Origin of the sequence: Bradyrhizobium archetypum, assembly GCF_013114835.1 — a bacterium.
GTDB lineage: Bacteria > Pseudomonadota > Alphaproteobacteria > Rhizobiales > Xanthobacteraceae > Bradyrhizobium > Bradyrhizobium archetypum.
The window spans coordinates 721,668-746,043 of the sequence record NZ_JAAVLW010000003.1; the positions used below are offsets into that span (position 1 = coordinate 721,668).

The 24,376-nt window shown below is 62.7% G+C and carries 24 protein-coding genes; 13 read left to right on the plus strand and 11 right to left on the minus strand.

The window, feature by feature from the left end; genetic code table 11:
• Positions 1-61 precede the first annotated feature (61 nt).
• The 5 genes from HCN50_RS12020 to HCN50_RS12040 all read right to left on the minus strand — a co-directional run bounded on the left by HCN50_RS12020 (position 62) and on the right by HCN50_RS12040 (position 4,149).
• The gene (locus HCN50_RS12020; protein WP_171709841.1) at positions 62-1,447 is read right to left on the minus strand and encodes an ABC transporter substrate-binding protein; all 1,386 of its coding nucleotides are present in this window, start codon (positions 1,445-1,447) and stop codon (positions 62-64) included.
• A gap of 232 nt (positions 1,448-1,679) precedes the next feature.
• The gene (locus HCN50_RS12025) at positions 1,680-2,156 is read right to left on the minus strand and encodes a DUF2269 family protein (RefSeq protein ID WP_171709842.1); all 477 of its coding nucleotides are present in this window, start codon (positions 2,154-2,156) and stop codon (positions 1,680-1,682) included.
• The gene (locus tag HCN50_RS12030) at positions 2,156-3,433 is read right to left on the minus strand and encodes an SDR family oxidoreductase (RefSeq protein WP_171709843.1); all 1,278 of its coding nucleotides are present in this window, start codon (positions 3,431-3,433) and stop codon (positions 2,156-2,158) included. The genes HCN50_RS12025 and HCN50_RS12030 overlap by 1 nt, the downstream gene beginning before the upstream one ends.
• Before the next feature lie 167 nt (positions 3,434-3,600).
• The gene (locus HCN50_RS12035; protein ID WP_171709844.1) at positions 3,601-3,762 is read right to left on the minus strand and encodes a DUF2934 domain-containing protein; all 162 of its coding nucleotides are present in this window, start codon (positions 3,760-3,762) and stop codon (positions 3,601-3,603) included.
• Between the two features lie 207 nt (positions 3,763-3,969).
• Positions 3,970-4,149: a DUF3072 domain-containing protein gene (locus HCN50_RS12040; RefSeq protein WP_235976897.1), complete on the minus strand. Its 180-nt coding sequence runs from the start codon at positions 4,147-4,149 to the stop codon at positions 3,970-3,972.
• 98 nt (positions 4,150-4,247) lie between these two features.
• Here HCN50_RS12040 and HCN50_RS12045 point away from each other — a divergent pair, with 98 nt between their 5' ends.
• The 3 genes from HCN50_RS12045 (at position 4,248) to HCN50_RS12055 (ending at position 5,426) form a co-directional block, all read left to right on the plus strand.
• Positions 4,248-4,532 carry a hypothetical protein gene (locus HCN50_RS12045; protein WP_171709845.1) on the plus strand — a complete coding sequence of 95 codons (285 nt, stop codon included), beginning with the start codon at positions 4,248-4,250 and terminating at the stop codon, positions 4,530-4,532.
• A gap of 147 nt (positions 4,533-4,679) precedes the next feature.
• A complete protein-coding gene (locus HCN50_RS12050; RefSeq protein ID WP_171709846.1) occupies positions 4,680-4,907 on the plus strand; it encodes a hypothetical protein in 228 nt (75 codons plus the stop codon).
• 201 nt (positions 4,908-5,108) lie between these two features.
• The gene (locus HCN50_RS12055; RefSeq protein WP_171709847.1) at positions 5,109-5,426 is read left to right on the plus strand and encodes a hypothetical protein; all 318 of its coding nucleotides are present in this window, start codon (positions 5,109-5,111) and stop codon (positions 5,424-5,426) included.
• Between the two features lie 143 nt (positions 5,427-5,569).
• Here HCN50_RS12055 and HCN50_RS12060 read toward each other — a convergent pair whose 3' ends face one another.
• Positions 5,570-7,495, minus strand: a complete 1,926-nt coding sequence (locus HCN50_RS12060) for an AsmA family protein (RefSeq protein ID WP_171709848.1) — start codon at positions 7,493-7,495, stop codon at positions 5,570-5,572.
• 475 nt (positions 7,496-7,970) lie between these two features.
• Between HCN50_RS12060 and HCN50_RS12065 the strand changes: the two genes are divergently transcribed.
• The 7 genes from HCN50_RS12065 to HCN50_RS12095 all read left to right on the plus strand — a co-directional run bounded on the left by HCN50_RS12065 (position 7,971) and on the right by HCN50_RS12095 (position 14,832).
• On the plus strand, positions 7,971-11,234 hold the full coding sequence (locus HCN50_RS12065; RefSeq protein WP_171709999.1) for a CHAT domain-containing protein: 3,264 nt from the start codon (positions 7,971-7,973) through the stop codon (positions 11,232-11,234).
• Between the two features lie 30 nt (positions 11,235-11,264).
• Positions 11,265-11,714 (plus strand): hypothetical protein, encoded by a 450-nt coding sequence (locus HCN50_RS12070; protein ID WP_311968033.1) that lies wholly within the window; start codon positions 11,265-11,267, stop codon positions 11,712-11,714.
• A 77-nt stretch (positions 11,715-11,791) separates the two neighbouring features.
• Complete coding sequence (locus HCN50_RS34240; RefSeq protein WP_283812068.1) at positions 11,792-11,917, plus strand: hypothetical protein; 126 nt, start codon at positions 11,792-11,794, stop codon at positions 11,915-11,917.
• Complete coding sequence (locus tag HCN50_RS12080) at positions 11,917-12,687, plus strand: hypothetical protein (RefSeq protein ID WP_171709849.1); 771 nt, start codon at positions 11,917-11,919, stop codon at positions 12,685-12,687. The genes HCN50_RS34240 and HCN50_RS12080 overlap by 1 nt, the downstream gene beginning before the upstream one ends.
• Positions 12,688-12,770: 83 nt before the next feature.
• Positions 12,771-13,508 carry a CoA transferase subunit A gene (locus tag HCN50_RS12085; RefSeq protein WP_171709850.1) on the plus strand — a complete coding sequence of 246 codons (738 nt, stop codon included), beginning with the start codon at positions 12,771-12,773 and terminating at the stop codon, positions 13,506-13,508.
• Positions 13,508-14,158 (plus strand): CoA transferase subunit B, encoded by a 651-nt coding sequence (locus HCN50_RS12090; RefSeq protein WP_171709851.1) that lies wholly within the window; start codon positions 13,508-13,510, stop codon positions 14,156-14,158. Before HCN50_RS12085 ends, HCN50_RS12090 begins: the two co-directional genes overlap by 1 nt.
• On the plus strand, positions 14,158-14,832 hold the full coding sequence (locus tag HCN50_RS12095; RefSeq protein ID WP_171709852.1) for a GNAT family N-acetyltransferase: 675 nt from the start codon (positions 14,158-14,160) through the stop codon (positions 14,830-14,832). Before HCN50_RS12090 ends, HCN50_RS12095 begins: the two co-directional genes overlap by 1 nt.
• Before the next feature lie 87 nt (positions 14,833-14,919).
• Here the strand turns inward: HCN50_RS12095 and HCN50_RS12100 are convergent, their stop codons facing one another.
• The 3 genes from HCN50_RS12100 to HCN50_RS12110 all read right to left on the minus strand — a co-directional run bounded on the left by HCN50_RS12100 (position 14,920) and on the right by HCN50_RS12110 (position 18,854).
• Positions 14,920-16,566: an ABC transporter permease gene (locus HCN50_RS12100; RefSeq protein ID WP_171709853.1), complete on the minus strand. Its 1,647-nt coding sequence runs from the start codon at positions 16,564-16,566 to the stop codon at positions 14,920-14,922.
• 103 nt (positions 16,567-16,669) lie between these two features.
• Complete coding sequence (locus HCN50_RS12105; RefSeq protein WP_171709854.1) at positions 16,670-17,695, minus strand: Fe(3+) ABC transporter substrate-binding protein; 1,026 nt, start codon at positions 17,693-17,695, stop codon at positions 16,670-16,672.
• A gap of 202 nt (positions 17,696-17,897) precedes the next feature.
• Positions 17,898-18,854, minus strand: a complete 957-nt coding sequence (locus tag HCN50_RS12110; RefSeq protein ID WP_171709855.1) for a threonine/serine dehydratase — start codon at positions 18,852-18,854, stop codon at positions 17,898-17,900.
• 60 nt (positions 18,855-18,914) lie between these two features.
• Here HCN50_RS12110 and HCN50_RS12115 point away from each other — a divergent pair, with 60 nt between their 5' ends.
• Together HCN50_RS12115 and HCN50_RS12120 are read left to right on the plus strand one after the other, a co-directional pair.
• Positions 18,915-19,223 (plus strand): ArsR/SmtB family transcription factor, encoded by a 309-nt coding sequence (locus HCN50_RS12115; protein WP_171709856.1) that lies wholly within the window; start codon positions 18,915-18,917, stop codon positions 19,221-19,223.
• A gap of 132 nt (positions 19,224-19,355) precedes the next feature.
• Complete coding sequence (locus tag HCN50_RS12120; protein ID WP_171709857.1) at positions 19,356-19,841, plus strand: Crp/Fnr family transcriptional regulator; 486 nt, start codon at positions 19,356-19,358, stop codon at positions 19,839-19,841.
• 21 nt (positions 19,842-19,862) lie between these two features.
• On the opposite strand, the gene HCN50_RS12125 is transcribed toward HCN50_RS12120, so the two are convergent.
• The gene (locus HCN50_RS12125; RefSeq protein WP_171710002.1) at positions 19,863-23,192 is read right to left on the minus strand and encodes an adenylate/guanylate cyclase domain-containing protein; all 3,330 of its coding nucleotides are present in this window, start codon (positions 23,190-23,192) and stop codon (positions 19,863-19,865) included.
• A 133-nt stretch (positions 23,193-23,325) separates the two neighbouring features.
• Between HCN50_RS12125 and HCN50_RS12130 the strand changes: the two genes are divergently transcribed.
• Positions 23,326-23,502 (plus strand): hypothetical protein, encoded by a 177-nt coding sequence (locus tag HCN50_RS12130; RefSeq protein ID WP_171709858.1) that lies wholly within the window; start codon positions 23,326-23,328, stop codon positions 23,500-23,502.
• A 28-nt stretch (positions 23,503-23,530) separates the two neighbouring features.
• On the opposite strand, the gene HCN50_RS12135 is transcribed toward HCN50_RS12130, so the two are convergent.
• Entirely contained in the window at positions 23,531-24,352 is an 822-nt protein-coding gene (locus HCN50_RS12135) for a metallophosphoesterase family protein (protein WP_171709859.1), read from the minus strand.
• Between the last annotated feature and the right edge of the window lie 24 nt (positions 24,353-24,376).

Here is a 24,376-nt window from a genome sequence, read left to right on the forward strand (position 1 = left end):
GGAGGGAGCCCCTCACCCCGACCCTCTCCCCGCGAAGGGCGGGGAGAGGGAGAGGACAGGACTAACCCGCGACCTGCTTGATGCGGGCGATCAGCTCGTCGACGGCCTTGTCGACCGGCACCTTCTCGCTCACCACGCGGTTCATCGCCTTGGCCCAGACGTTCTCGTTGTTCAAGATCGTGAACTTCCAGTTCTTGGTGAAGTCGAACGGCGTGGTGCCACCGGTGAACTGATTGTACACCGCCTTGCGATGCCGGTCAGCCTGCCAGAACGGGCTCTGCTGGCTGGCCGTCGTTACCGGGAACCAGCGGCCGAGCGCGCCCTCGATATAGGGCCGCACGTTCTCTTCCTGCAGCAGGAACTTGATGAACTCCTTGCCTTCCGCCTTGTTCTTGGCGGAGGTGAAGATCAGCCCGGTCTTGACGTCGGAGCGGTACTTGATCGGCGTGCCGTCCGGCTTGTTGGGGAACGAGGCGGTGATGATGGTCTCGTCATAGTTCTTCTTGCCGAGTGCCCGCTGTTCCGGCGTCAGCGCCGGATTGTTGGCGTCGTCAAGCCATTTCGCCGCGATCGAGATCGTGAAGTTGTGCGTCATCACGATCGTCTTGTTGTGGAAGGCGACGTTGTTGTCCGGATCCTTCCAGGTGGTGGAGGAGGGCGGCGTGCAGCCCTTGATGTAGGTGTCGGTATAATCCTTCATCGCCTTGATCAGGTTTTCCCGCACCTTGGGATCGTCGACCAGCAGCTTGCCGTCGTCATCGACCAGCTTGACATTGTGGGCGTCCATGAAGGTGTAGAACGACTGGAAACTGTCGGTGGATTCTACGCCCATCGGCTGGCCGACGGCATAGACGCGCTGGCCTGTCGCCTTGCGCGCCGCCGGCTGCACCTTGTCGCACCAGAACGACCAGTAGTCTTCCCACTTGGTCGGGATGTCGCTCTGCTTGAAGCCGGCCTGCTCCAGCATGTCCTGCCAGATCTGGACGTGCATGCTCTGCTGCTTCAGCGGGAAGCCGTAATAGCCCTTCTTCTTGGTGACGTCGTTGTAGAGATAGGTGGTCTCCAGCGTGTTCGGCGCGAATGCGGACTTCATCGGCAGCAGGATGTCGCCGAGATCCTCGAGCTTGCCTTCATAGGCCCATTTGCCCTGCGCCTGCACGTCATAGCTGTCGGAATAGGCGACATCGGGCACCGTGCCGGAATCCAGCGCGGCCACCGTCTTCGGGATCATGTCCTGAATGGCGTATTGCGACAGTTCGACCTTGATGCCGGTCTTGGCCTCGAATTTCTTGATCGCCTCTAAGAGCGCGTCGTCCTCGGACTTGTAAAAACCCTTGCCGAACCAGACCGTGATGGTCTTCTGCTGGGCAAGCGCGGGCGCCGTGGCATAAAACAGCCCGACGGCAGCGACCGCGAGCGAAAACGAGCTTAGTCTCCTGGATATCACGTTGTTCTCCCTGAAAACGCCGGGTTTTTAACCGGTTGGATAAAAGATAGCGCAACCATTCGGCGTTATCTAGATGGGCCGGTGCAGAACTTCAGTAGGGGGACATTCGGGGCGCAAATGCGGCAAAAGACGGCCGGATCGGTTGAGAGCGTTTTGGTTCAACCATTTTGGTTCAATCATTTGGTTGAACCATTGCATCTCGGAGCCGATCCGGGCTTCTACGCCACGCATTTCATAAAAACCCGATCTGCGGCTTCGCGATCATCAGCCACAATATCACGGCGACCGCCGTGAATGCCGGGATGCCGAAGGCAAACCACAGCCAAAAGATCCGGTGGTATTGCTTCGGCAGCGGCGTGCCTTCTGCCGCCGCGATGGTGGCGAGCTCCTGCAGGCGAATTTGCATCCAGACAACCGGCAGCCACAGCGCGCCGGTAATGATGTACAGCACGATCGACCAGAACACCCAGCCGTCCCAGAGGGAATAGCCGACGTCCCAAACCAGCAGCGCGCCGGTGATCGGTTGTACGACGACAGCGGTCGCCGTGAAAATGAAGTCGGCAATCACGACAATGCGGGCGACGGCTGCGATTACGGCCGGCTTGCCGTCGAGGTGGGCCATCAGCATGAAGAAGGCGATGCCCGCACCGGTGCCGAGCAGCACGGCGGCGCCGACGACATGAAGATACTTGAGCACGAGATACAGCATTATCGATCTTCAAGCACGGCGAGCGCTGCGAAATGCAGCACGATGATCGGCCAGATCTTCAGCATCGGGCCCAGCGGATCGGCCCAGAGCCGCGGCACGAGGATGGTGCCGATGATCGCGTAGATGAAGGAAATGGCAATAGCCGCATAAAGACCGTAGCGGCTGGTCGGCCTATAGGCGATCGCAACGCCGATGACCAGGTCGGACAATGCACCGGCGATGACCGTGAGTGCGGCAGCCGTTCCTTCCACGCCGCCTTCGCCCATCAGACCCATGCCATAGCCCCAGCCGGGCCCCAGCGAGATAAGCCCCGTCGAGATCCAGAACAGGGACAAGACCACAAAGATCACAGGCTTGACCAGGTACATGCCGGCAAACCAGCGTTCTTGCACGGAAGCCGGTTCAGCGGCGAAGAATTCCGGAAGGCTTTTGGGGTGAAGTCCAAGCCGCTGCATGTCTTTCAGATCGCCTGTGGCGCCGCGCACCATCTCCCGCGCGGCGGTGCTTCGCACCGGCGGCCGCCAGCCGAGATACGAAATCATGTCGCCGAACTTGTACGTGAGGCTGGAAGCGAAGGACGGCAAACGAATCTCGTGCGCCGGTGGCCAGCGATACCAGCGCCGGATGAGTGCAATAACCTCGTGAAACGAATAGCGATGCGGTCCGGCCAGTTCGACAATCTGTCGTGCAGGCGCGGCTGGTTCAAGAAAATGCTCGACGGTCCGCACGACGTCCTCGAGCAGGACGATCTGAAGCTCTCCCGTGTTCGGCATCACCGGAAGGGCGGGAAGCGCCGCCAAGCCTCTCATCAGCGCGCTGGCGCCATAGGCGGCGCGGCCGATCACCACCGACGGCCGCAAGATGACCCAGTCGAGATTGCGCTCCATCAGCGCCCTGTCGCCGGCCAGTTTCGATCGGGAAAAATCGCTCGGGGTTTCGCGGTCAACGCCAATGGCGGAGAAGTGGATGACGCGACGGATCTGGAGCTGCTCGCAAGCGGCAAAGAGATTCGCGATGCCGTGGTGATGGACCATCGAGGTCGAATCGCCGGGGCTGTCCTGAAGCACCCCTGCGCAATTGACCACCGCCTCGACGCCATCGAGATGCGGCAACCAGTAGGCGGGCGACGTCGCTGCGGAGATATCGACCCTATCCGCGCGGGCGCTCCGATGGCCGCCGCTCCTGCTCATCGAAATGACCGAATGACCGCGCGAGGCGAGGTGTGCCACGATGGCGGATCCGATCAGTCCCGTTCCTCCCAGAACCGCAATTTTCATGGCCGGCTCCGCATTGAGAAGTCGGGCCTGCCGCGGCGAACGAAGCCGCCAACGAATTTCCAAGGAAGCGATGCAGGCGGCGCGGCCGCCAACAGCAATCCGCCGACTATTTCGGCCGCGTCGGAATGAGACATCGGCGTCCCTCTGGTCAAGCGGTCGTCGTCCGCTTACAGCGTATCGGGGGTGCGGACGGGCGACGACTTGTCCTCATTGCGCAGCTCTTGCTCCGCCAGGCGCCAGAATTCGTCCTCTTTGCCTTCGGGCCTGCCGTTGCGCTCCCAGAGTTCATAGGCGCGCTTCTTGATTTCCTGTTCGGTTGGCTCGGTCATCGAGGCCTCCTCCATCATTCCCTCTGGTAGCCGTCGCGAGGCACGGCATGACGGCTTTCCTTTCCGGGATAAGCACGCAGCGAAGAGCAAGGTTCCTGGGTGAACCGGACCTGGGTCTTTTTGGTTCGAAGGTGGCGCGCGCGCTCGAATTGGGCCGTGGCAGCGCTCCGGTTTTCCCAACACCCTGGCCGGGGACGGGCAGCCCATTCAGACCGAATTCGCGAGCTCGATCTCCGCCCTCAGCGCTGCGATGCGCCGCTCCGCTTCCCGTGCCGTTAGGTTCTTCGCGAACAGCTTTGGCTGATAGGCCTCGGCGCTGAGGCTGCGGAGCATTGCCGATTGGCGGGGCGTCATCGGCGCGTCCGCCTGGTCGGGGAGGCGGGACATGCGGGGGGACTCCAGGAATTTCTAATTGGAGGTGGATTCTTAACTTGAAATTTGTTCTTTATTTGTTCTTATAGGGTTCTACACCGGCGAGGTGACCTATGGACAATAAACTTAATGAAATTCGACGAAAAATCAGACTTTTACGGGAAAAGATGCTGAGCGCGGAGGATAACATTCGCAAACAGGTCAACCGGGATGAGGACTGTTCGGAAGCCGCCACGCATTTGATGGCCATGCGCGCGACCATGCTCGGCCTGATCGGCGAGCGGAACAGGCTGGGCGGCGAAGAACGCCTGCTCAATGTCGATGAGCGGCTGAAGCTGGACGTCCGCGCCGCCAGCAGGAAGCCCCCGGCGGGGGCGCCTGAGCGCCGTGAGCGATGACCCGATTCAAGCCCTGCGCCGTCGGATTGCCGAACTGGACCAGCTTGCGCGTCGGCTCGATCAATCCGGCCTGGATAACGCGCGGGCGCAGCTCCTGCTCGCGCGCAAGCGGGCGGAGCTGGAAGATTTCATCAACAGAGGCCAGCGATGTCAGGACCGCTCAGATGGTACGACCACAACGCGGATAACCCGCCATGGCTGAAAGCGTTGGCGGAGGTCCGGATCAGGGCGACGCGGGAAGGGTGGTGCCATGCCCATGTCCAGGCGATCATCGTTGCGATCGATCAATATGCCGAGGCGGCGCTGGGCAATCGGGACTACTTCCTCAACAAGCCACATAGCATCGGTGAGCGCCGCAACAACAATATTCCCTGAAGATCGCTTTCGATGGAATTGAGCTAATGGCTTCGACGAGGTTGAATGTTTGAACGATACGGCTACAGAGCGGCGCTTTACCTCGTAGCTTTGATCGCTGCCGTGAATTGCAGCCTCTTCATTTATTCGCAGTGGTATTTGCCGCTTTAGCGATGGTCTCGCAATTCACGCCGTGGCTGCGCTGGTCATCTTGCTGGGCCTTTGGCTGTTCAGCAAATTGCGCGGTACGCAGGTGCAATATTTTATTTTCTTTCTGCCGGATCTGTCGCCTTTGCATTTCGGAACTTTGCGGGCGCGGTCCATGCCGACGCCATTTGGGGCGCGACAATAGGAGTTCTGAGTCAGGCTGCCGCATTGATTCTCGTTTTTTCAGGACCGTTCGCACGAGAATTTGCGGCTGAGCGGGAAAAGCGACCTGCGTATAAGAAGTATCTTCTTAACGCGTTCACCGTCGTGATTGTCATGGCGGCTGGAGCGGCGACGCTAATCGATATCGTAGCTTTGTTTTCCAGCAAGTAGACCGCAGGAGCGCAGCGATATGCGGGACGGTGATCCCGGACGTCGCGAGCCTGTCATCGGCTGCGCATTCGCGCGACCCGCTGGCTCATTCGGGCTGTGCCTGTTGGCTGACCCTGTTCACGTCGGCTTCGATAGTGCCAGGCTCAGTTCGCCTTCGCCCCATCCGCGGTCTCTGGTGCCGCCGGCTTCGGACCGCCGCCCGTAAATCGCTCGATCACGGACCGCACGGCGTCGCGCGTCTTGCGATCCTTCACCGCATCGAGCAAGGGCGCGGCGCCCGGCGAGCGGCGGATCAGGCTCTCCGGATCGGGGAATACCAGCGGATCATCCCACGGGCCCTGCACCACGAAGGGCAGCTCAAAACCCTTATCGCCGCCGGAGGCAGCCGAGGTCAGGCTGGCGACGCCCTTGAGGTCGTATTCGCGCGCGGGCACCGAGGCGGTGCCGGTGAGCGTCAGGCGCGTCGTCGGGCCGTCGACACGGATATCCTCGACGGTAGCGATGCCATCGTTGAAGCGCACGGATACGTTGAGATGATCGTAAGGCGTCGAACCGCTGCGCAGATTGCCGCCGCCGGACAACGGCCGCCGCTCCAGCCGCTTGAGCAGTTGTTCGACATTGAAACCCGCGATCGCGCCGTCATGACCGTTCAGCGTAGCCGTGCCGTCGAGGGAAGAGGCAAGCCCGAACGGGCTCGCGCCAGATGCCACCAGCGAGACGCCGAGATTGCCGCGGCCGGAGAGTTTTGTGATGCCGAACAATTCACTGGCGCAGGTCTGCAGGTCGACATCCGTAAACTGGAACTGCGCCTTGACGTCGGCGACCGTGTCCGAGCGCGCAATTCCGATCGAGCCTTTGGCGATGCCGCCATACATCTGCGCTTCGCCGACCGAGAGCGCCAGCGCGCCGCCGCGCAGGTTGGCGCCGAGCGCGGTGCGGCCGAGCCTGGTGGGCCCGACCGTCACCCGCGCCGCTGACAGCCGCATATCGAGATCGGTGGCGGACAGCGAGCTCAGGTCGAACAACTGCCGGTTCCAGTCGCGCGCGCCGCTCGCCAGCAGGCGGACGGTCGAGATGTAGGGCGTGAAATCCAAATTGCCTGCGGCCAGCGTTGCCTGCAGCGTCTGGCGGCCATTATTGGCGACCGTCATCACGCCTTCGGCGACGTTGCCGTCGAGTTCGACATTCACATTCGTCAAGGCGACCGAGGCACCGACGACGTTGGCGCGGGCTTTCAACGCGAAGCGGCCGAAGCCGCCGCTGCCGGGCACTTGCTGTCCCATCCAGCGCAACGCGTTGCGCAGTGACACGCTGTCGACGGTGACCGTGCCTTCCATCATCAGGCTGGTGCGGTTGGCGACCGAGCCGTCGAAGGCAAGTTTCAGGGGTGCGCTGACCAGCCGCGCCTTCAGGCCCGAACGGTCGCCGGACAGCATCGCGACGAAGTCGCTGGCGGAAATCGAGCCGTCGACGCGTTCGCCGCGCCAGTCGAACTGACCAGTTGCCGCGAACGAGCGCGAGATCGACGGCCAGGCCAGCGACAGGTCGATATCACCGAGCTGTTCCTTGACGTTGCTGGCGGCGTCCTCGTACTTCAGCACGCCGTCCTGAATCCGGATTTCGGAAAACGACACCTGATTTTCCGCGCCGGGCTTCATCGTGCGGGCGATCCGCTCGACGAATGGCGTCCAGTTGCTGTCGCCAGTGCTGCCCCTGACGACGTGAATATGCGGCCGCAGCATCATTACGTCGGCGATTTCGAAACGGCGCAGCAGCAATGGCAGTAGCCGCAGATTCGCGGTCAGCACCTCGACCTGCAGCGCAGGGTCGGTGGTGCCGCCGCCCTTCAGCCCGACATTGTGAAAGGAGACGTAGCTGCCCGGAAACACCGAAACGTCGATCGCGCCTGACACGACCAGATCGAGCCCGGTAACGGCGCGGATCTGCGCCTCGACCGCCTGCCGCAGTGCGTCCCGGTTGAGAAACCAGGACGTGCTGATCAGGCCGATCAAAGCCGCGCCGAACAACGACGCAACCGGCATCCCGAGGCGCTTGATTCCTTGGGCCATCGTCAATGACATTTCCGGATCTGGTTAAACCGAAGTCAGGTTACTGTTTCTAGGGTCTTGCTGATTAAGGGGCGCTGATCAGGGCAGGCGCCGCATCGGTCAGCCGGTGCCAACCCACGCAACTTGAAGGGTTTTCTTGACGCTTTCAAGGCCGCTCAGGTCGGTTCCGACGGGAGATCACAGCCTGTGAAGCCCCGTGTATTCCCGGATGCGACCAGAGGTCCGGGCGTCTGCGGAGAATTTCAAGACACCCCGGGCGAAACTTGCTAGTATTTCCTTATTGCCAAGTATTGATGTTAATTGGGGGCCATCATTGTCCTCAGATAATGATTTTCTCTCGCTTCGTTTCAAGCGCGCGGATTTCCTCGCAATCTCCACTGCTACTTCAAGGTGCGTCATTTCGGCGCTGACGCTTTTGGTGTCGGGGCCCGCGGCGCAGGCGCTCAGCCTCGAGGCGGCGGTGGAAAATTGCCGGATGACCGTCGGCCGCCCGATTGTTCAGGCCTGCATGCGCTCCTCCGGCGGCGCCGGCAATATCGAAGCCTGCCGTGCCCAGGCCAAGCCAAGTGTGCGCGCCTGCGTCAAGTCCGCGCTGGACAAGGCCAACGGCCGCGCCAATGTCGCGGTTGCCATTCCAACCGAGGTCGCGCCGAAGGTGGCGCCCGGTAGTGCGCTGCCGGCCGGCTTTGTCGCGCCGCCGCGAACGATCACCGACATCACCGCGATCCTGGACAGCGAGAAGCCTGATCTCAAGACGATCGAGGAGTTGAAGTCGAAGGCCGATGCCAAGCCGGGCAAGGAATCGGGCGAGGCTCTCGCTCAATTCTATTTCGATCGCGCCAATGCACGGACGCAGCTCGGCCGGCTCGCCGATTCGCTCGCCGACGCCAACAAGGCCATCGAAGTCGGCCGTGGTGCCGTGAGCGGCCTCATGATGGGAAGGCTGATCGCGCTTGCTGCCCAGCAGTATTCCGCCGCGGGGGATCCCAAGAAGGCGTTCGAGCTGTATCAGCGTCAGCTTCGCGAGGTCGCCAGCCAGAGGGGATCCCAAGGCTATCAGTTCGGCGCGAACCGAGCCATCGCGGGAATCCTGATCCAGATGGGCGATATCAGCCAGGCGGAGGGCTATCTCCGCCGCAGCCTGGTGCAGATTCAGGAATCCCGTACCAGCGGTTTTCCCGGCAGGCGCGCGGCCTACAATATCTATGGCCAGAATTGGGAGGCGCAATTGGAGATCGGCCGCGCCATGCTGGCGGAAGCGCGCGGCCAGTTCCGCGACGCCGAAGCCGCCTACAGGCTCGGCGAACTGCGCAACCGTGCAGCGATCAAGCCTCTGTTGAACTCGGAATATCCGCCTTCCGAGGCGAGCCTGGTACTCGCGGTCGATTTCGCCGTTCTCAGCCAGGCTCGGGTGAAGGCGCGGCAGGGACGGTTCGCCGAAGCCGAGGTCGATGCGCGCCGTGCGCTGCTCTCGCAATTGAAGAGTCAAGGCAAGTACAATCCCACCACGCCACGCTTTATCAGCGGTCTGGCCGACATTCTGGTCGAGCAGGGCCGCTATGCCGAAGCCGAGCAACTGGTCCGTGTTTCGCTCGACGTCGTCCGGACTGTCGGCGTTGCCGAGGATTCCCTCTCGAACGTGCAGCAGCTTTCTCAGCTTGGCAGTATTCTCAACTTGCAGCGCAAGGGCCGGGAAGCGATCGCGGTGTACGCTCAGATCGACAAGGCGATCGCGAACTGGGACCCCGCGCGGCGGCAGAGTTTTGAACTCAATGGCGGACGCATCACCTCGCTCTACGTCTCCGGCCAGGTTGAGGCCGGCATTGCCGCTGCCGAGCAGCTCGTGAAGAAGCAGGTTTCACGGGTCGGCGAAAATCATTTCGATACAGCCTCGGCGCGCGGCATTCTGGCGGTCGGGCTGATGCGCGCCGGACGCGACGCGGATGCGGTCCGCGAATTCCGCACCGCGATCCCGATCCTGATGGCGTCCTCGCGAGAGAACGCCGATGACGACGACACGACTGCGGTCGCGGCGCGCAACCAGCGCCTGCAGAATACCGTCGAGTCCTACCTCGCCATGCTGGCGCGCGAGAACAATGCTTCCGGCGACGTCGGTGTCGAAACGTTCAGCCTGGCCGACGCTATTCGCGGCCGTTCGGTGCAGCAGGCGCTGGCGGCCTCGAGCGCGCGCGCCGCGGCAAGAGAGCCGGGCCTTGCCGACCTGGTCCGCAAGGAGCAGGATCTTGGCAAGCAGATCAATGCGCAGCTCGGCACGCTCAACAACGTGCTGTCGCTACCCTCACACGAGCGCGACGAGAAGGGCGTTCAGGCGATCAATGCCTCGATTAACGCGCTGCGCGCCGATCGCCTCAGGGCGCGGCAGGAAATCAGCCAGCGCTTCCCGACCTATGCCGACCTCGTCTCGCCAAAACCGCCATCGGTCGAGCAGATCAAGGCGACGCTGGCCGAGGGCGAGGCGATGCTGTCGTTCTATTTCGGACAAAGCAACAGCTTCGTCTGGGCCGTGCCGAAGAACGGCCCGGTTGCGTTCGCCGCGATCAAGGCGAGCGGCGGCGACATCGAGAGCAAGGTACGCAAGCTGCGCGAGGCGCTGGAGCCGCAGGCGGCGATGATTTCGGACATTCCGCCGTTCGATCTCAAGCTCGCCCATGAACTTTATTCGCTGCTGCTGCAGCCGGTGGAGAGCGGCTGGAAGCCGGCGAAGAACCTGATCATGGTGACTAACGGCGCGCTCGGCCTGTTACCGCTGTCGCTGTTGCCGACTGCGCCGTCCGAAGCCGGCAGCGACGACGATCCGCTGTTTGCAAGCTACAAGAACGTGCCGTGGTTGGCACGGACGCATGCGGTCACCACCGTGCCTTCGGCGGCGGCGCTGCGCACGCTGCGGCAATTGCCGCCGGGCAAGCCGGGCCGCGGCGAACTGATCGCGTTCGGCGACCCCTATTTCAGCGAGGAGCAGGAAGCCGAAGCCATCGCTGGCGAAAAGGTCAGGGTTGCCGAAGCCGGCGGCAATACGACGCGCGGCGGTCCGTTGAAGCGGCGCAACAGCGCGAAGCTCGACGGCGTCGACAGCGCCGAACTCGCAATGTTGCCGCGGCTTCCGGACACATCGGAGGAATTGAGGTCGATCGCGCTGGCGTTGCAGGCGGATCCGTCGAAGGTTCTGTATCTTGGTAAGCAGGCGAGCGAGCAGGCGGTCAAGACGATGAACCTGTCCGGCTTCAAGGTGCTGGCATTCGCAACCCACGGATTGGTGCCCGGCGAACTGAACGGCCTGTCGCAGCCAGCGCTGGCGATGTCGTCGCCAGCCGTGACCGGCGGCGAGGGAGACGGCCTGCTGACCATGGAGGAAATCCTCGGCCTCAAGCTTGATGCCGATTGGGTGGTGCTGTCGGCATGCAACACTGGTACCGGCGCGGGGGCCGGAGCCGAGGCGGCGTCGGGGCTGGGCCGCGCCTTCTTCTACGCCGGCACGCGCGCGCTCCTGGTGACCAACTGGTCGGTGCACTCGCAGTCGGCGCGCGAGCTGGTGACCGACCTGTTCAAACGGCAGGCGCAGGATTCGAAATTGACGCGCGGCGAAGCGTTGCGTCAGGCGATGATGGCGCTGATCGACGGACCCGGCTATGCCGGCGCCGATAGCAAGACCGAATTCGCCTATGCCCACCCGTTGTTCTGGGCGCCATACACCATCATCGGCGATGGCGGCGTGCGATAGTTGGCAATGGAGAGCAGAGGAAGAGCGATCGTGCGAAGCTGGAAATTGGCGTTGCTGCTGTCGAGCGCTGTGGTCATCGCGGGGCCGCTGCCGGCAGACGCCGCGCAGGTTCTGATCACGCCCGAAGAAGCAGCCTTGCCACCGCCGAAGGGCGCTGTGGCGAGCGAGCGGCGGGGAATCACGCGCGGCCCGAAGGTCGATGTTGTGACCAGCCCAGGAGAGCTTCGATCTCCGATGCACTTTCGGCTGAAATTCGAGCCTTATGGCGGCGCGAAGATCGACCCTGACTCCGTCAAGGTCATCTATCTCCGCACCCCGAACGTCGATCTCACGTCGCGGGTCAGGTCCTTCGTTCAGCCGACCGGCATCGACATGCCGGAGGTTGAACTGCCGGCCGGCGAGCACATGGTGCGAGTCGACGTCAAGGATAGTGACGGCCGCATCGGAACCACCAGCTTCGTTCTCAAGGTGGCCCCCTGAGCGCCGCCTGTCCATATTGCGTGCGGGAAAATCCGCCCGAGGCGCGCATTTGCGGCTCCTGCTCGCGCGAGCTGGCCGTGCCGGAATCACTGCTCGCGGAGCGTGACGAACTGGCGCGCAAACGTGACATGTTGCGGCTGGAAGTGGACCAGGCGCGCGCCGAGCTGGAAGCACTGCGGCGAAACAGAAAACGATCAGCCTGATGCAATGCCCGTTCTGCGCCGAAACAATCAAGGATGAGGCGGTCGTCTGCAAGCATTGCTCGCGCGATTTGCGGATCGTGCGCCCGGTCATTTTCGAGATCCAGGAAATCGTCCTCGAGCTGGACGGGCTGCAGCGTGAACTCGGCCGCATCCGAGCGCGCATCGAACGGATTCGCTCGCCGGCCCGTTTCTATATCGTTCACGCCCTGGCCTATATCCTCGTCCCCGTCGTCCTGCTGGTTGCTGCCCACATCCTTGTCACCATCACTTTGAACGTGAGTCCGCTTTATCTCCGGCTCGCCTCGGTGATCATCCCGCTGCCGTTCGGACTGCTGATCCGTGCGCGTCACAAGGTCGGCTTGCGCGGCGCCTTACTGGTCGGGCTCCTGACCGCAGCGATCGCGGTGATGTGCATGCTGACCGTGACCGGTATCAACGACAATGTTCCGATCGTGCCGGGTCCGTGGGTCGAATGGCGGGAGGTAATTGAATATTCGCTGAGCATTGCGCTCGCATTCGTGACCGGCAATATTCTCGGGTCGCTGATGTTCGAGATTTTGCCGATGACGATGACGCAAGGCGGCGGCAAGCCCAATCCCGTGGCCTACAAGGTGGCGGGCCTGCTCGGTCGGCATGTCGGCGAAGAGCATCTTCGCCGTCGCGCGCGAACCATTCAGGACCTGATGACGACCGCCGGTCCGCTGCTCGGGGTGGTGGGGACCGCGGCGGGCTCAATCTACGCGGGTCTGAAGGGCGTTATCGGCGGCTGAGCGCATTGACGCATCGCGAAAAATCCGCCTAATAATCCGCTCATGCTGGCCTTCCGCCACCCCCTCCATCAGGTCTTATTTGCATGAACAAGGTTTATCCCGACGCCAAATCGGCACTCGATGGCGTTCTCAAGGACGGCATGATGATCATGTCCGGCGGTTTCGGGCTGTGCGGCATCGCCGAGACGCTGTCGGACGCGATCCGCGATTCCGGCGTCAAGAATCTGACGGTCGTCTCCAACAATGCGGGCGTCGACGGCATTGGCCTCAGCCGGCTCCTGGAAACCCGGCAGATCCGGAAGATGATCTCGTCCTATGTCGGCGAGAACAAGCTGTTCGCGCAGCAATACCTCGCGGGCGAGCTGGAACTCGAATTCAATCCGCAGGGCACGCTGGCTGAGCGCATTCGCGCCGGCGGCGCCGGCATCCCCGCCTTCTACACCAAGACCGGCGTCGGGACGCTAATCGCCGAAGGCAAGGAAGTGAAGGAGTTCGACGGCGAGAAATACATCATGGAGCGCGGCCTGTTTGCCGATCTTGCTATCGTCCACGCCTGGAAGGGCGATACCGCCGGGAACCTGATCTACCGCAAGACCGCGCGCAACTTTAACCCGATGATGGCGACTGCCGCGAAGATCACGGTGGCCGAGGTCGAGCATCTGGTTCCGGCCGGCGAACTCAATCCCGACCACATCCACACGCCGGGCATTTTCGTCAAACGCATCATCGAGGTCGGCACCGGAAAGAAGCGCATCGAATTCCGCAATACCCGGCCGCGCCCGTCGAGCGCGTCCGCGGCCGCAACGGGAGTAGAAATCTGATGGCCTGGACCCGCGAACAGATGGCCGCGCGCGCCGCGAAGGAATTGCGCGACGGCTACTACGTCAATCTCGGCATCGGCATTCCGACGCTGGTCTCGAACTACATCCCCGAGGGCATCGACGTCAGCCTGCAGAGCGAAAACGGCATGCTCGGCATGGGCCCGTTCCCTTATGAGGGCGAGGAAGACGCCGACCTGATCAACGCCGGCAAGCAGACGGTGAGCGAGCTGCCATCGACCAGTTATTTCTCGAGCGCGGACTCCTTCGGCATGATCCGCGGCGGCCATATGGATTTGTCGATCCTCGGCGCGATGCAGGTGGCGCAGAACGGCGATCTCGCCAACTGGATGATCCCCGGCAAGATGGTCAAGGGCATGGGCGGCGCGATGGATCTCGTCGCCGGCGTCAAGCGCGTCGTGGTGGTGATGGAGCACTCCGCCAAGGACGGCCCGAAGCTTCTGAAGAAGTGCACGCTGCCGCTGACCGGCGAACGCGTCGTCGACATGGTGGTGACGGATCTTGCTGTGTTCACTATCGACAAGCACGGCAAGGACGGCATGGCGCTGATCGAGCTTGCCGACGGCGTCACGCTGGAAGAGGTGAAGGCCAAGACCGAAGCCGAGTTCCGTGTCGCGCTGAAGAACGCGTAATGGCGGCGGGGCGGTCGCGGCCTGCGATCCGTCCCGCGTGCGACAATGATGCCGGCTTCATTGCCCGCAACATCCTGGCTTCGCAGCGCGGCCCGCTGCCGCGCGGCTGGTTCGATATCGCGCTCGGCTGTGGCGAGCCGCAATGCCTCGCCTTCGTCGAGCGGATTGCCACTGCACAACAGCCGTCGTGGTGGCACGAGCCGTCGTGGTGGCACGTTTCGCAATTCATCATCGCCGAGGTCGAAGGTACGTCGGCAGCCTCGCTGTGCGCCTTGCCCGCTTCGGGCACGGGTGCGGCTGCGAAAGCGGCGATTGAGATGGCGGCGGCCGAGAGCGGGCTCGGCGCATCGGATGTAGCGGCGATCTTTCAGCGTGGCGCTTACACGAGGAATTGCTGGGTGCAGGGCGGCGAGGGCGACTGGCTGATCGAGCACGTCGCCACGCTGCCTGAATATCGCGGCTGCGGGTTAATACAGGCACTGATCGATCACGCACTCGCCGCCGGCAAGCATGCCGGCTTCAAGCAGGCATCGATCTCGTTCCTGATCGGCAATGAGGCGGCCGAGCGATGTTACGCGAAGGCGGGATTTTCCTTTGCCGAAGAAAAGCGTGATCCCGCATTCGAAGCGATTACAGGTTCGCCGGGCTTCCGGCGGTTTGTGCGCGTGATGTAGGTGGCGTGTGGCAGGCCGCTGTCGTTGTCGTCCCTGCGAACGCATGCGGTCACAGGGACGACGGAAGTCAAGTCTGTGTCGCTCGACCTACGCCGGCCCGCTCGGAATATCGGAAAACCGCGTCAGCCACGCCACCGGGCCGATGCTGGCGGCGACGATCAATAGCGCTGCCAGCGCACCTTCCTCGAAACTGCCGCGGCTGGCGTACTGGTAGATCGAGGTCGCCAGCGTTTCGACATTGAGCGGTCGCAGCAGCAGCGTTGCCGGCAATTCTTTCAGGCAATCCACGAACACGACAATCGCCGCCCCCAGCATCGCGGGGCGCAAGAGCGGCAGATGGATCAGCCGCATCGTCGTGGTCTGGCCGGCGCCGACGGCGCGCGCGCTGTCGTCGTAGTCGCGCGGAATGCGCTCGAATCCCGCCTTGATAAAGCCGGTCGGCACCGCCAGAAACCGGATCACATAGGCGATCACCACGGCAGCACCCGAGCCGATCACGATCAGTCCCGGCGGCGATCGTCCGAGCCATTCGGCGAGCGTGTTCAGCGCATTGTCGATCGCGAGCACCGGCGCGAGCAGCCCGAGCGCCAGCACCAGCCCGGGCAGGGTGTAGCCGGTCTGCGCGATGTTCATTGCCATGAAGCGCAGCGCATTCGGCCGCCAGCGCCAGGCGAGGATCGTTGCAAAGCCAAGCAGGAGCGCGGTCAGGGTGGCCAGGCTGGCAAAGGCTACCGAGTTGAAGGCGTCGCGCCACAACGCGGTGTCTAAATTGGCAAACAGCCCGCGCCTGAAGCTCTGATGCGCGAGATAGAGCAGCGGCACCAGAAATCCGAGACAGACCGGCAGCAGGCAGGCGGCGAAGGCGCATCCGCCCTTGATCCCGGAGAGCTTTGTCCGTTGCGTCAACCGCGGGCTTTCGGCGGAAAACTCCGTCGTGACATTGCGGCGGCCGTAACGCTCGATCGCGATCAGTCCGGCCACGATTGCCAGCATGAAGCAGGATAGCTGGGCGGCACCGGCGAGGCTACCGCGGTTGAGCCAGGTCGTGAATACCGACACCGTGAGCGTGCGGACGCCGAGATATTCGCTGGCGCCGATGTCGTTCAGCGTTTCCAGCGACACCAGCGCGACGCCGACCGCCAGCGCCGGCCGCGCCATCGGCAGCGAAATGCGCCAGAAGGTGGTCCAGCGGCCGGCGCCGAGCGTCTTGGCGGCTTCGGCGAATTCGGCACTCTGCAGCTGAAACATCGGCCGTGCCGACAAATAGACGTAGGGGTAGAGTACCAGCGCGATCACGAAGACGGCGCCAGGCAGGGAGCGCAGGATGGGAAGCGCCCGCACAGCGTCCTGCATCGGAAGCCACAGCGCCAGCGTCCGATGGATCAGGCCCAGCGGCTCAAACAGGTCGACATAAACGTAGGCCGCAAGATAGGTTGGAATGGCCAGTGGTAGCGGCACCAGCCACAGCAGAATCCCGCGCCCGCGAAATTCATGCAGCGAGATCAGCCACGCGGTGCCGGTGCCCATCGCAAGCGACAAGGCGCCGACGCCGGCGAGGAGCAGCGCGGTGTCGAGAACGGTTGCCGGCAGCACGTAGTCGATCAGATGCCGCCAGACGTCAGGCGCGGGCTGCAGCGCGAGTGCGATGATAGAGATGACGGGGGCGGCAACAAGAATGGCGGTCGCAATCGCAATCGCTGCGGCGATGCGCCCGGCGTGGGTGGTCCGGTTCACGCCAGATCACTGAGGCATGAACCCGCAAGGCTATGCAGCATTATGCCCTCTCCCAGGGAGGGAGAGGGCATAATGGCGGGAATGCTATCGCGATTTGATGCGATCAATTATCGAAACCGACCTTGTCGACCAACGTCGCGGCGGCCTTGCGATTCGCGGCGATTTTGGCGATCGGCAGCGGATCGGCGGTGAGCTTGCCGTAGCCTGCAATGGTCGGATTGACGGCGACGCCGGCGCGAACCGGGTACTCGTAGTTGGAATCGGCGTAGATCTGCTGCGCCTTTTCGCCGACCAGCCACTCGATCAGCTTGACGGCATTGGCCTTGTTCGGCGCATGCTTCGCCAGCAGCACGCCCGAGAGATTGACGTGGGTGCCGCCGCCCTCGAACGTCGGCAGGATCACCTTGGTGGCTTCCGCCCACGGCTTCTTCTCGGGATCGTTGTTCATCATCAGCGCCCAGTAATAGGTGTTGCCGATGCCGATGTCGCACTTGCCGGCCGCAACATCGCGCGCGGCTTCGCGGTCGCCGCCCGAGGGCTTCTGCGCCAGATTGGCCTTCACGCCCTTCAGCCATTCCTCGGCCTTGGCCTCGCCGTACTTGGCGGTGTAGGCCGCGAACAGCCCGTTATTGTAGATGTGCTGGCCGGAACGGATGCAAATCTTGCCCTTCCACTTGGGATCGGCGAGCTCCTCATAGGTGATCTTGTCCTGCTTGACGCGATCCTTCGAGGCGTAGATCACCCGCGCGCGCATCGAGATGCCGGCCCAGTGTCCATCAGGATCGCGGTACTGTGCCGGCACGATTTCGTCGATCACCACCGACTTGATCGGCTGGGTGACGCCGGCCTGCACGGCCTCATCGATACGGCCGATGTCGACCGTCAGCAGCACGTCGGCAGGGCTGTTGGCGCCTTCCGCCTTCATCCGCTGCTCGAGCCCCGAGCTTGCGGAGACCACGTTGACCTTGATGCCGGTGTCCTTGGTGAAGGCGTCGAACAGCGGCTGGATCAGCTTGGTCTCGCGATAGGTGTAGACGTTGACCTCGCCGTCGGCGGCCGCCGGCGAGGCTCCGAACGCGGTGAAACAAAGCAACGCTGCGGTTGCTGCGGTAGCGCGAAATTTCATCATGAAAGCTGCCCGACAAAAGTGGTGGAGATGCCGGTCTCAGTAGCGCAGCGGCTGTCGTGCCGTCAGCGACTGGATGTCGCGAATGCCTCGATTTAGAGCGATTCCAGCGAATCAATTTAGAGCGATTCCAAAGAAGATGACGGCTTGCGCCCCCTCTGCAGTGCAGAGACGGGATTGGCCGGAGCTTGTGACCTGCCGGCGGTCAATAGGTAAGGTCGAAATTTACCGCGGCTGTGTTGCCGCCGCTGATGATGACGGCGACCCGCTCGCCCGCAACGGGCTTGTAGGCGCCTGACAGGATTGCAGAGAACGCCGCGGCGCCACCGGGTTCTGCAACGATGCGCAAGGCGCGCCAAAGCGCTGCCTGTGCGTCGGCGATTGCGGCGTCGGAGACCAGCACGGTCTGTCGCGCGTATTTCTGTACGATCGGAAAGACCTGTTCGCCGACGCGCCGCGGCGCAAGTGAATCCGCCGCGAGACCGCCCGCTTCGGCATCGACCGGATGGCCGGCCTCGAATGCTCTGGTCAGTGTCGGTGATGCAAGCGGTTCGACGCCGACCACCTTGATGCGGCCGGCATACCAGGCCGCGATGCCCGCGATCAATCCGCCGCCACCGACCGATACCAGCAGCGTGTCGATATCCGGTGCCTGCTCCGAGAGCTCAAGGCCGATCGTTCCCTGTCCCGTGATGGTTTCCTTCTGGTCGAAGGCCGGCACCGGCAATGCGCCGGTCTGTTGCGCCCATGTTTCGCTGGCCGCGAGCGCATCGGCATAGCGGTCGCCCTCGATCGCGAGGTCGGCGCCATAGTCCCGGATGCGCTGTACCTTTGCCGGCGAAGAGACGCTTGGGATGAAGATCTTGGCCGGCTTTCCGAGCTTCATCGCGGCATAGGCGACCGCCGCGCCATGGTTGCCGCCGGAAGCCGCGACCACGCCGGCCTGCGGCACGGCGCGGGTCAACAGATTGGCGAAAGCGCCGCGCGCCTTGAATGAGCCGGAGTGCTGCAGAAGCTCGAGCTTGAGTGTCAGCGTGTGGCCGGCAAGGCCGAACTCGGCGCCATCGACCTCGACGACCGGCGTCCGCCGGATAAAGGGGCGGATGAGCCGTTCACATGTTGCGATCGTTTCCGAGGTCACGGCATTTGCCGGCGCGTCCATCACGGCACTCCTTGGATTTGACAATAATTAGTCATTTAGCTAATTAGCAATATGACCTCTATGGACGACGACGTCGAGTCTGCATTTCGCGCGCTGGCCAGCGATCGGCGGCTCCTGATCCTGGAGTGGCTGAAGCGCCCGCGGGCGCATTTTCGCGAGCAGGTCGATGGCGATCTCGTTAAGGACGGGGTGTGCGGGGTGCTGATTGCGGAAAAGCTCGGCGTCAGCCAGCCCACGGTGAGCGAGCATCTGAAGATATTGTCACAGGCGGGCCTGGTGAGCGCCAAGCGCGTTAAGCAATGGACGTTCTACAGGCGCGACGAAGCGCGCATCGCCAAGCTGAAGGCCGCCATGCTCGAAAAGATCTGACGCTCGGTTTTCATCGCGCTATCAGGTTGCGGCCGCCGAATTCCGTGCCGACAATTTGAGCAACAAACCTCACTTATCCGTTCGACCTCGGCATTGTCAGTGCCTAGTCTTGGCAAAACGGAGATGATGCGAATGCGCGCGGTCCTGGATTATTGTACCGGAGGAACGGAGCGAGAGGTGGCGGCCGGCATGCTCGTCCTTCATGAGGGCAGCAAGACCGGACATTTGTTCGTCCTGCTCGAGGGGCGGCTGGAAGTCATCAAGGGCGATAGCGTCGTTGCGGTCCTCAACGAACCCGGCGCGATGCTCGGTGAGATGTCGGTGCTGCTCGACCAGCCCCATACCGCCACAGTGCGTGCCGCTTCCGACTCTGTGATCTACGAGTTCGACGATGCCGCGGCATTCCTGCGTGACCAGCCCGCGGTGGCGCTATTGATTGCGCGGCTACTGGCACAGCGCCTCAATGTCGCGACCACCTATCTCGCCGACCTCATGCATCAATATGGCGATCACGGTAACCATCTCTCGATGGTCGGCGAGCTCCTGCAGAGCATGATCAACCTGCCGCCGACGCAGGTCTCGCCAGGCTCGGATCGGCAATCCGACTCCAGACTCTAGATGCATTGGTGAAAGCAACGGCTAGCGGCTTTTCCTGAACAGTCTCATCGCTTGCTCGATCTCGGGGAGGTCTTGCCCCGTATCGAGATCGACCAGGGCTTGCGCGAGCGCCTCAAATCCAGCCGCTTCTTGGCCGTTGTTGATGCAAAGATGCGCCAGTGCAATTGCGCCACGCAATTCGAAAGCTTTCGTCTGCTGGCTTCGGGCTATCTCGAGCGCCCTCTTAAAGGCACCTTCGGCCCCGCTGATGTCGGTCGGATCGCGGCGCAAGAGCAGCTCCCCCTGAACCCGGTGCAGTTCGGCATCGAGCCAATGCTGACCAGACTGTTCCGTCACGGCGATCAATTTGCGCAGTATCTCCAGCCCGGTGTCCGTTTGTCCTGCCGCCGCATTCGCCACGGCAAGCTGCATTCCCCAAAAAGGTTCGCAAAGGTAACAGTCGTTTTCGTGCAGCAAGGTCCAGCCTCGACGCATTTCCGCAAGCCCGGCCTCCCGGTCGCCGGCGCGCCACTTTGCAAGGCCGGTTAGGTATGTGCCTGCGGCGACGTACAACGGCATCGTATGGTCACGGGCGAGCGCGAGCGCAAGGATTGTCTCTGTCTGCTGTAACGGCCCGCCGCACAGTCCATCGAAAACCGCCTTATGGACGAGCGCATTGGCTTGCGAGAGCGCTCGCTTTTCTCCCGAGGAACGCACCGCCTCTGCCGCGAGTCGGCGAGCGCGATCGACCTGCCCGATCGGCCAAAGCACCAGCGCAAGAAATCTCATGATGACGAACGGCAGGTCCAGCGTCGAAGCCCTGAAGGTCTCAAGATTCGGCTCGGCACCATAGGCCGCGAGCGCCTGCTCAAGGTGTGTTCTCGCGTTCACATAGTCGCCGCCGAACCAGCAGGTTGCCCCGTTTGTCCAATGCGCGACAACTGCGGCTACCGGCGAGTCCGGCCGCCTGTTAGCGGCGCTCATGGTTGCATCCGCCAATTCCCACATCGGCGCGATCTCGCCATGCGTCAGGCAGGCATTGAACAATCCCGAATAGATCGGCGCCAGTTCAATCGGATCATTGATATCAGCCGCGAATTGCCGAGCGCGCGTCCATGCGGCGACGGTTTGGGGGGCGCTGTGCCCAAGGTTGCCCCGCAGCGCGCGGCTGTAGGTGATTTGAAGATGAAGCCGGTTCATGGTTCGGCCCGGGTCGTCCGGCAGCGCGTCGGCAATCGCAACCGCCTTGCCGAGATGCGCGATTGCCTCGGTATAGGCGGAACGCTTGAGTGCCTGCTGGCCTGCCTTGTGCCACCAATCGAGGGCAACCCCGTCGAGTCCCGCTTCGGTGAAGTGATAGGCCACTACTTCCGGCTCGGTCTCGGCGATGGACGGAAACTGGTTGCGCAGCACATCGCCAATATGCCTGTGCAGCAGTTGCCGGCGGCTCTTGAGCAGGCTCTCATGAGCCGCCTCCTGGACGAGCGCATGCTTGAAGCTGTAGCTCGCTTCCGGCGGCGTCCCACGGCGCAAGAGCAGTTCGGCCTCTTCCAACTGCCTCAGCGCGGCGTTCAGCGTCAGATCATCGCGCCCCGCCACACATCGCAGCAGCGTGTATGAGAAGTCGCGGCCAATGGCGGCGCCTATCTGTGCAACTTCCTTGACCGGCGCCAGCCGGTCAAGGCGCGCCATAAGCGAGTCCTGAAGCGTCGCGGGGATGGCGAGCGGCGGTAGCGGACGATCCAGGCGAAAGCGCCCGGCATCTTCCACCAGCAGTCCGGATTCCAGTATCGTCTTGGTCAGTTCCTCGACAAACAGCGGGATGCCATCCGTCCTGTCGATGATCTGCGTCATCATTTCGCCTGGCAGCCGACGACCGACGGTCACCTGCTCGACCAGAGCGCGCGCGTCTTCTCGGTCAAGCCTATCGAGCCGCAGCAGGCTGACATTGGCGAGACCTGCCCAAGGCGGTTCGAACTCGGGCCGGAAAGTCATGAGCGCGAGGATCGGCAAGCCTCTGATCCGGTCGACGGCGAGATCAAACAGCTCAAGTGTCGTGGCGTCGGCCCAATGCATATCCTCGCAGACAATCAGCACAGGCTGCTGCCGGGCCAGACCTTCGAGCTGATCGAGCAGGGCGGCGAACGTCTGCCGCCGCTGCTGCACCGGGTTCAAGCCGAGCGGCGGATAGCGCTCGCCCGTTGCGATGGAAAGAAGTGCTGCGATCAGCGGCGCTGCGTTGGCCACCTGCTGCGTTCCAAGGGCAAGCATTGCCTCAAGCTTGTCGAGCTTTTGCTCTGATGTGTCCTGTGACCTGATACCGGCGCCACGCTCGAGTTGAGCGATAAAGGGATGAAGCGCACTGTTGATGTGGTAAGGCGAGCATTGATACCGCACCCGGCAGTGTGCCCCCAACGCAGGATTCTCGCAGAGCATTGCGACGAGGCGCGATTTGCCGATTCCCGCCTCGCCGGAAATCAATATCACCTGGCCTTGACCCTGCCACGCCAGCCGCTGGCGCGAGAGCCCGAATTCGATTTCTGGCTTGCGGCCGACAAAGCCCAGCGAGCGCGCCGTGCGCACCGCCTCGAAGCGGCTCTCCGACGCCGCCCAACCTTCTACCGCCCAGACCGCGATGGGCTCGGAGATGCCCTTGACCTGGCGCAGGCCGAGACTGCGGAAAGTGAACAAATCGCCAAGCAGTTCGCGCGTTGAAGCCGCAACGATGACCGCCCCCGGCTCGGCCAGGCCCTGGAGCCGGGCGGCGATGTTCGGTGTATCGCCGACCATCGCCTGCTGCTCCAACGCGCCTCCGCTGATAAGGTCGCCCACCACGACAAGCCCGGTCGCGATCGCGATCCGCACCTCAACCCGTTCGGCGCATGTTTCGAGCGGCCTGATTGCGGCGATCATGTCGAGCCCGGCTCGCACGGCACGCTCGGCGTCATCCTCGTGCGCGCGGGGATAACCAAAATAGGCGAGCACGCCGTCGCCGACAAACCTGGCGATGCTGCCGTCGTAAGTGGCGATAACCCTGGCGCAGGCGGTTCGATAGGCGCGGATTACCTCCCACATGTCCTCTGGATCAAGGCGGGCAGAGAGCTCGGTCGAGCCGACCAGATCGCAGAACATCACGGTGAGGTGGCGTCGCTCGGCATCACGCTGACGAGCCTGCTCGCCAACCAATTCAACTTGCTTGAGTTCGGCGATCGCCCGCAGCATCTTGCGGCGATGGCCGATCAGGACTCCGAGTCTGTCGAAGTCCTGATCCGTTAGCTCGGGAAGGACACCGATATCGATTCCGTTCTCAGCAAAACGCAACGCGTATTGTCCAAGCCCAAGCTTCTCGAGCCAGTCTGCAATCTGCTGCATTGGCTCCACCGAACTGTTGGCTGGCGGCTGGTCGGATTTTGAACCACTGTTATAAAAATGCCATTCAATATTTGCGGGATGCGGTATTGGGCTGCTGGGCTCATCAAAAATCACGCGCAGCAACCAGGCTGATATGATCGACAACGCCGGCAAATTGAACGGGAGCCGGCGACAAAAATTCGCGCAGCATCTGCTTCAAAACCACGACAAGTCGTTGCACAACACGCGCCTTGCGCCACCAACGTTCAGCGCGAACAATCTGACGCTTTCTGTGAGGACCCTGAGGAAATTGATGGCCGCCGTCGTGTAACCAGTCACACGGGCTTTTTTCGAACTTCTCAGGCGCTTTTCGATGAGGAGAAAAGCGGATCGGCGATCCGGCCCAAAGATTCAAGCCAGGTCGGCGGGTTCTCGATCGTTGCTGCCGGCCGTAGCAAGGGCGCGCGCAAATCGATGCGTTGCGCTTCACCGGCCGCAATCCAGAACGCCGCGCTCTCATCGAGATCGAGCACGATATAAACCGGCGGACGGCCGGGCTGCAGGCCGGTGTTGAAGACCCAGGTCGTGCCGAGGCGATCGAACCACGCGCCGTCGGGAATGAAGGGCGACTGATGCACGTGGCCCGAGATCACCATCGACGGCTGGTATTGCGCGATCCATTGCACCAGTTCGACGTCGCCGAAGAACCGCTTGCCGCCCCAGCTCGTCGGCGAGTTCGCCGGCGGCGCGTGATGCACCCAGATCCAGCGTTCTGTCCGCTCGCGCGCGGCATCGCGAAGCTGGGTTTCGATGCGGCTCTTGACCAGCGGCCCGTCCCACCACGGGCACACCGTGAAGCGCGTGCCGCCGATGGTCAGGCTGTCGCCATCGCAGGCGATGCCGAGCTCGCGCACATCGCCGATCCAGCGCGCGATCTTCTCGCCTTCGGCGCTGCGGTCGTCGAGATCGTGATTGCCGGAGCAGAGAATGACGCGCGTCACCTGCGAGAGCCGTGACAGGTACTTTTTCACCACCAGAATCTGCGCCCGGAAATCGACGAACGATCCGATGTCGAGCGCATCGCCGGCAAAGATGACGACGTCGAATTCAGGAGCTGCCGCAAGCAGCCAGTCGAACTGCGGCAGCGAATAATGCAGATCGGCAACGACAAGGCAGCGCATAATGATTTCAAATCCAAAATGCCC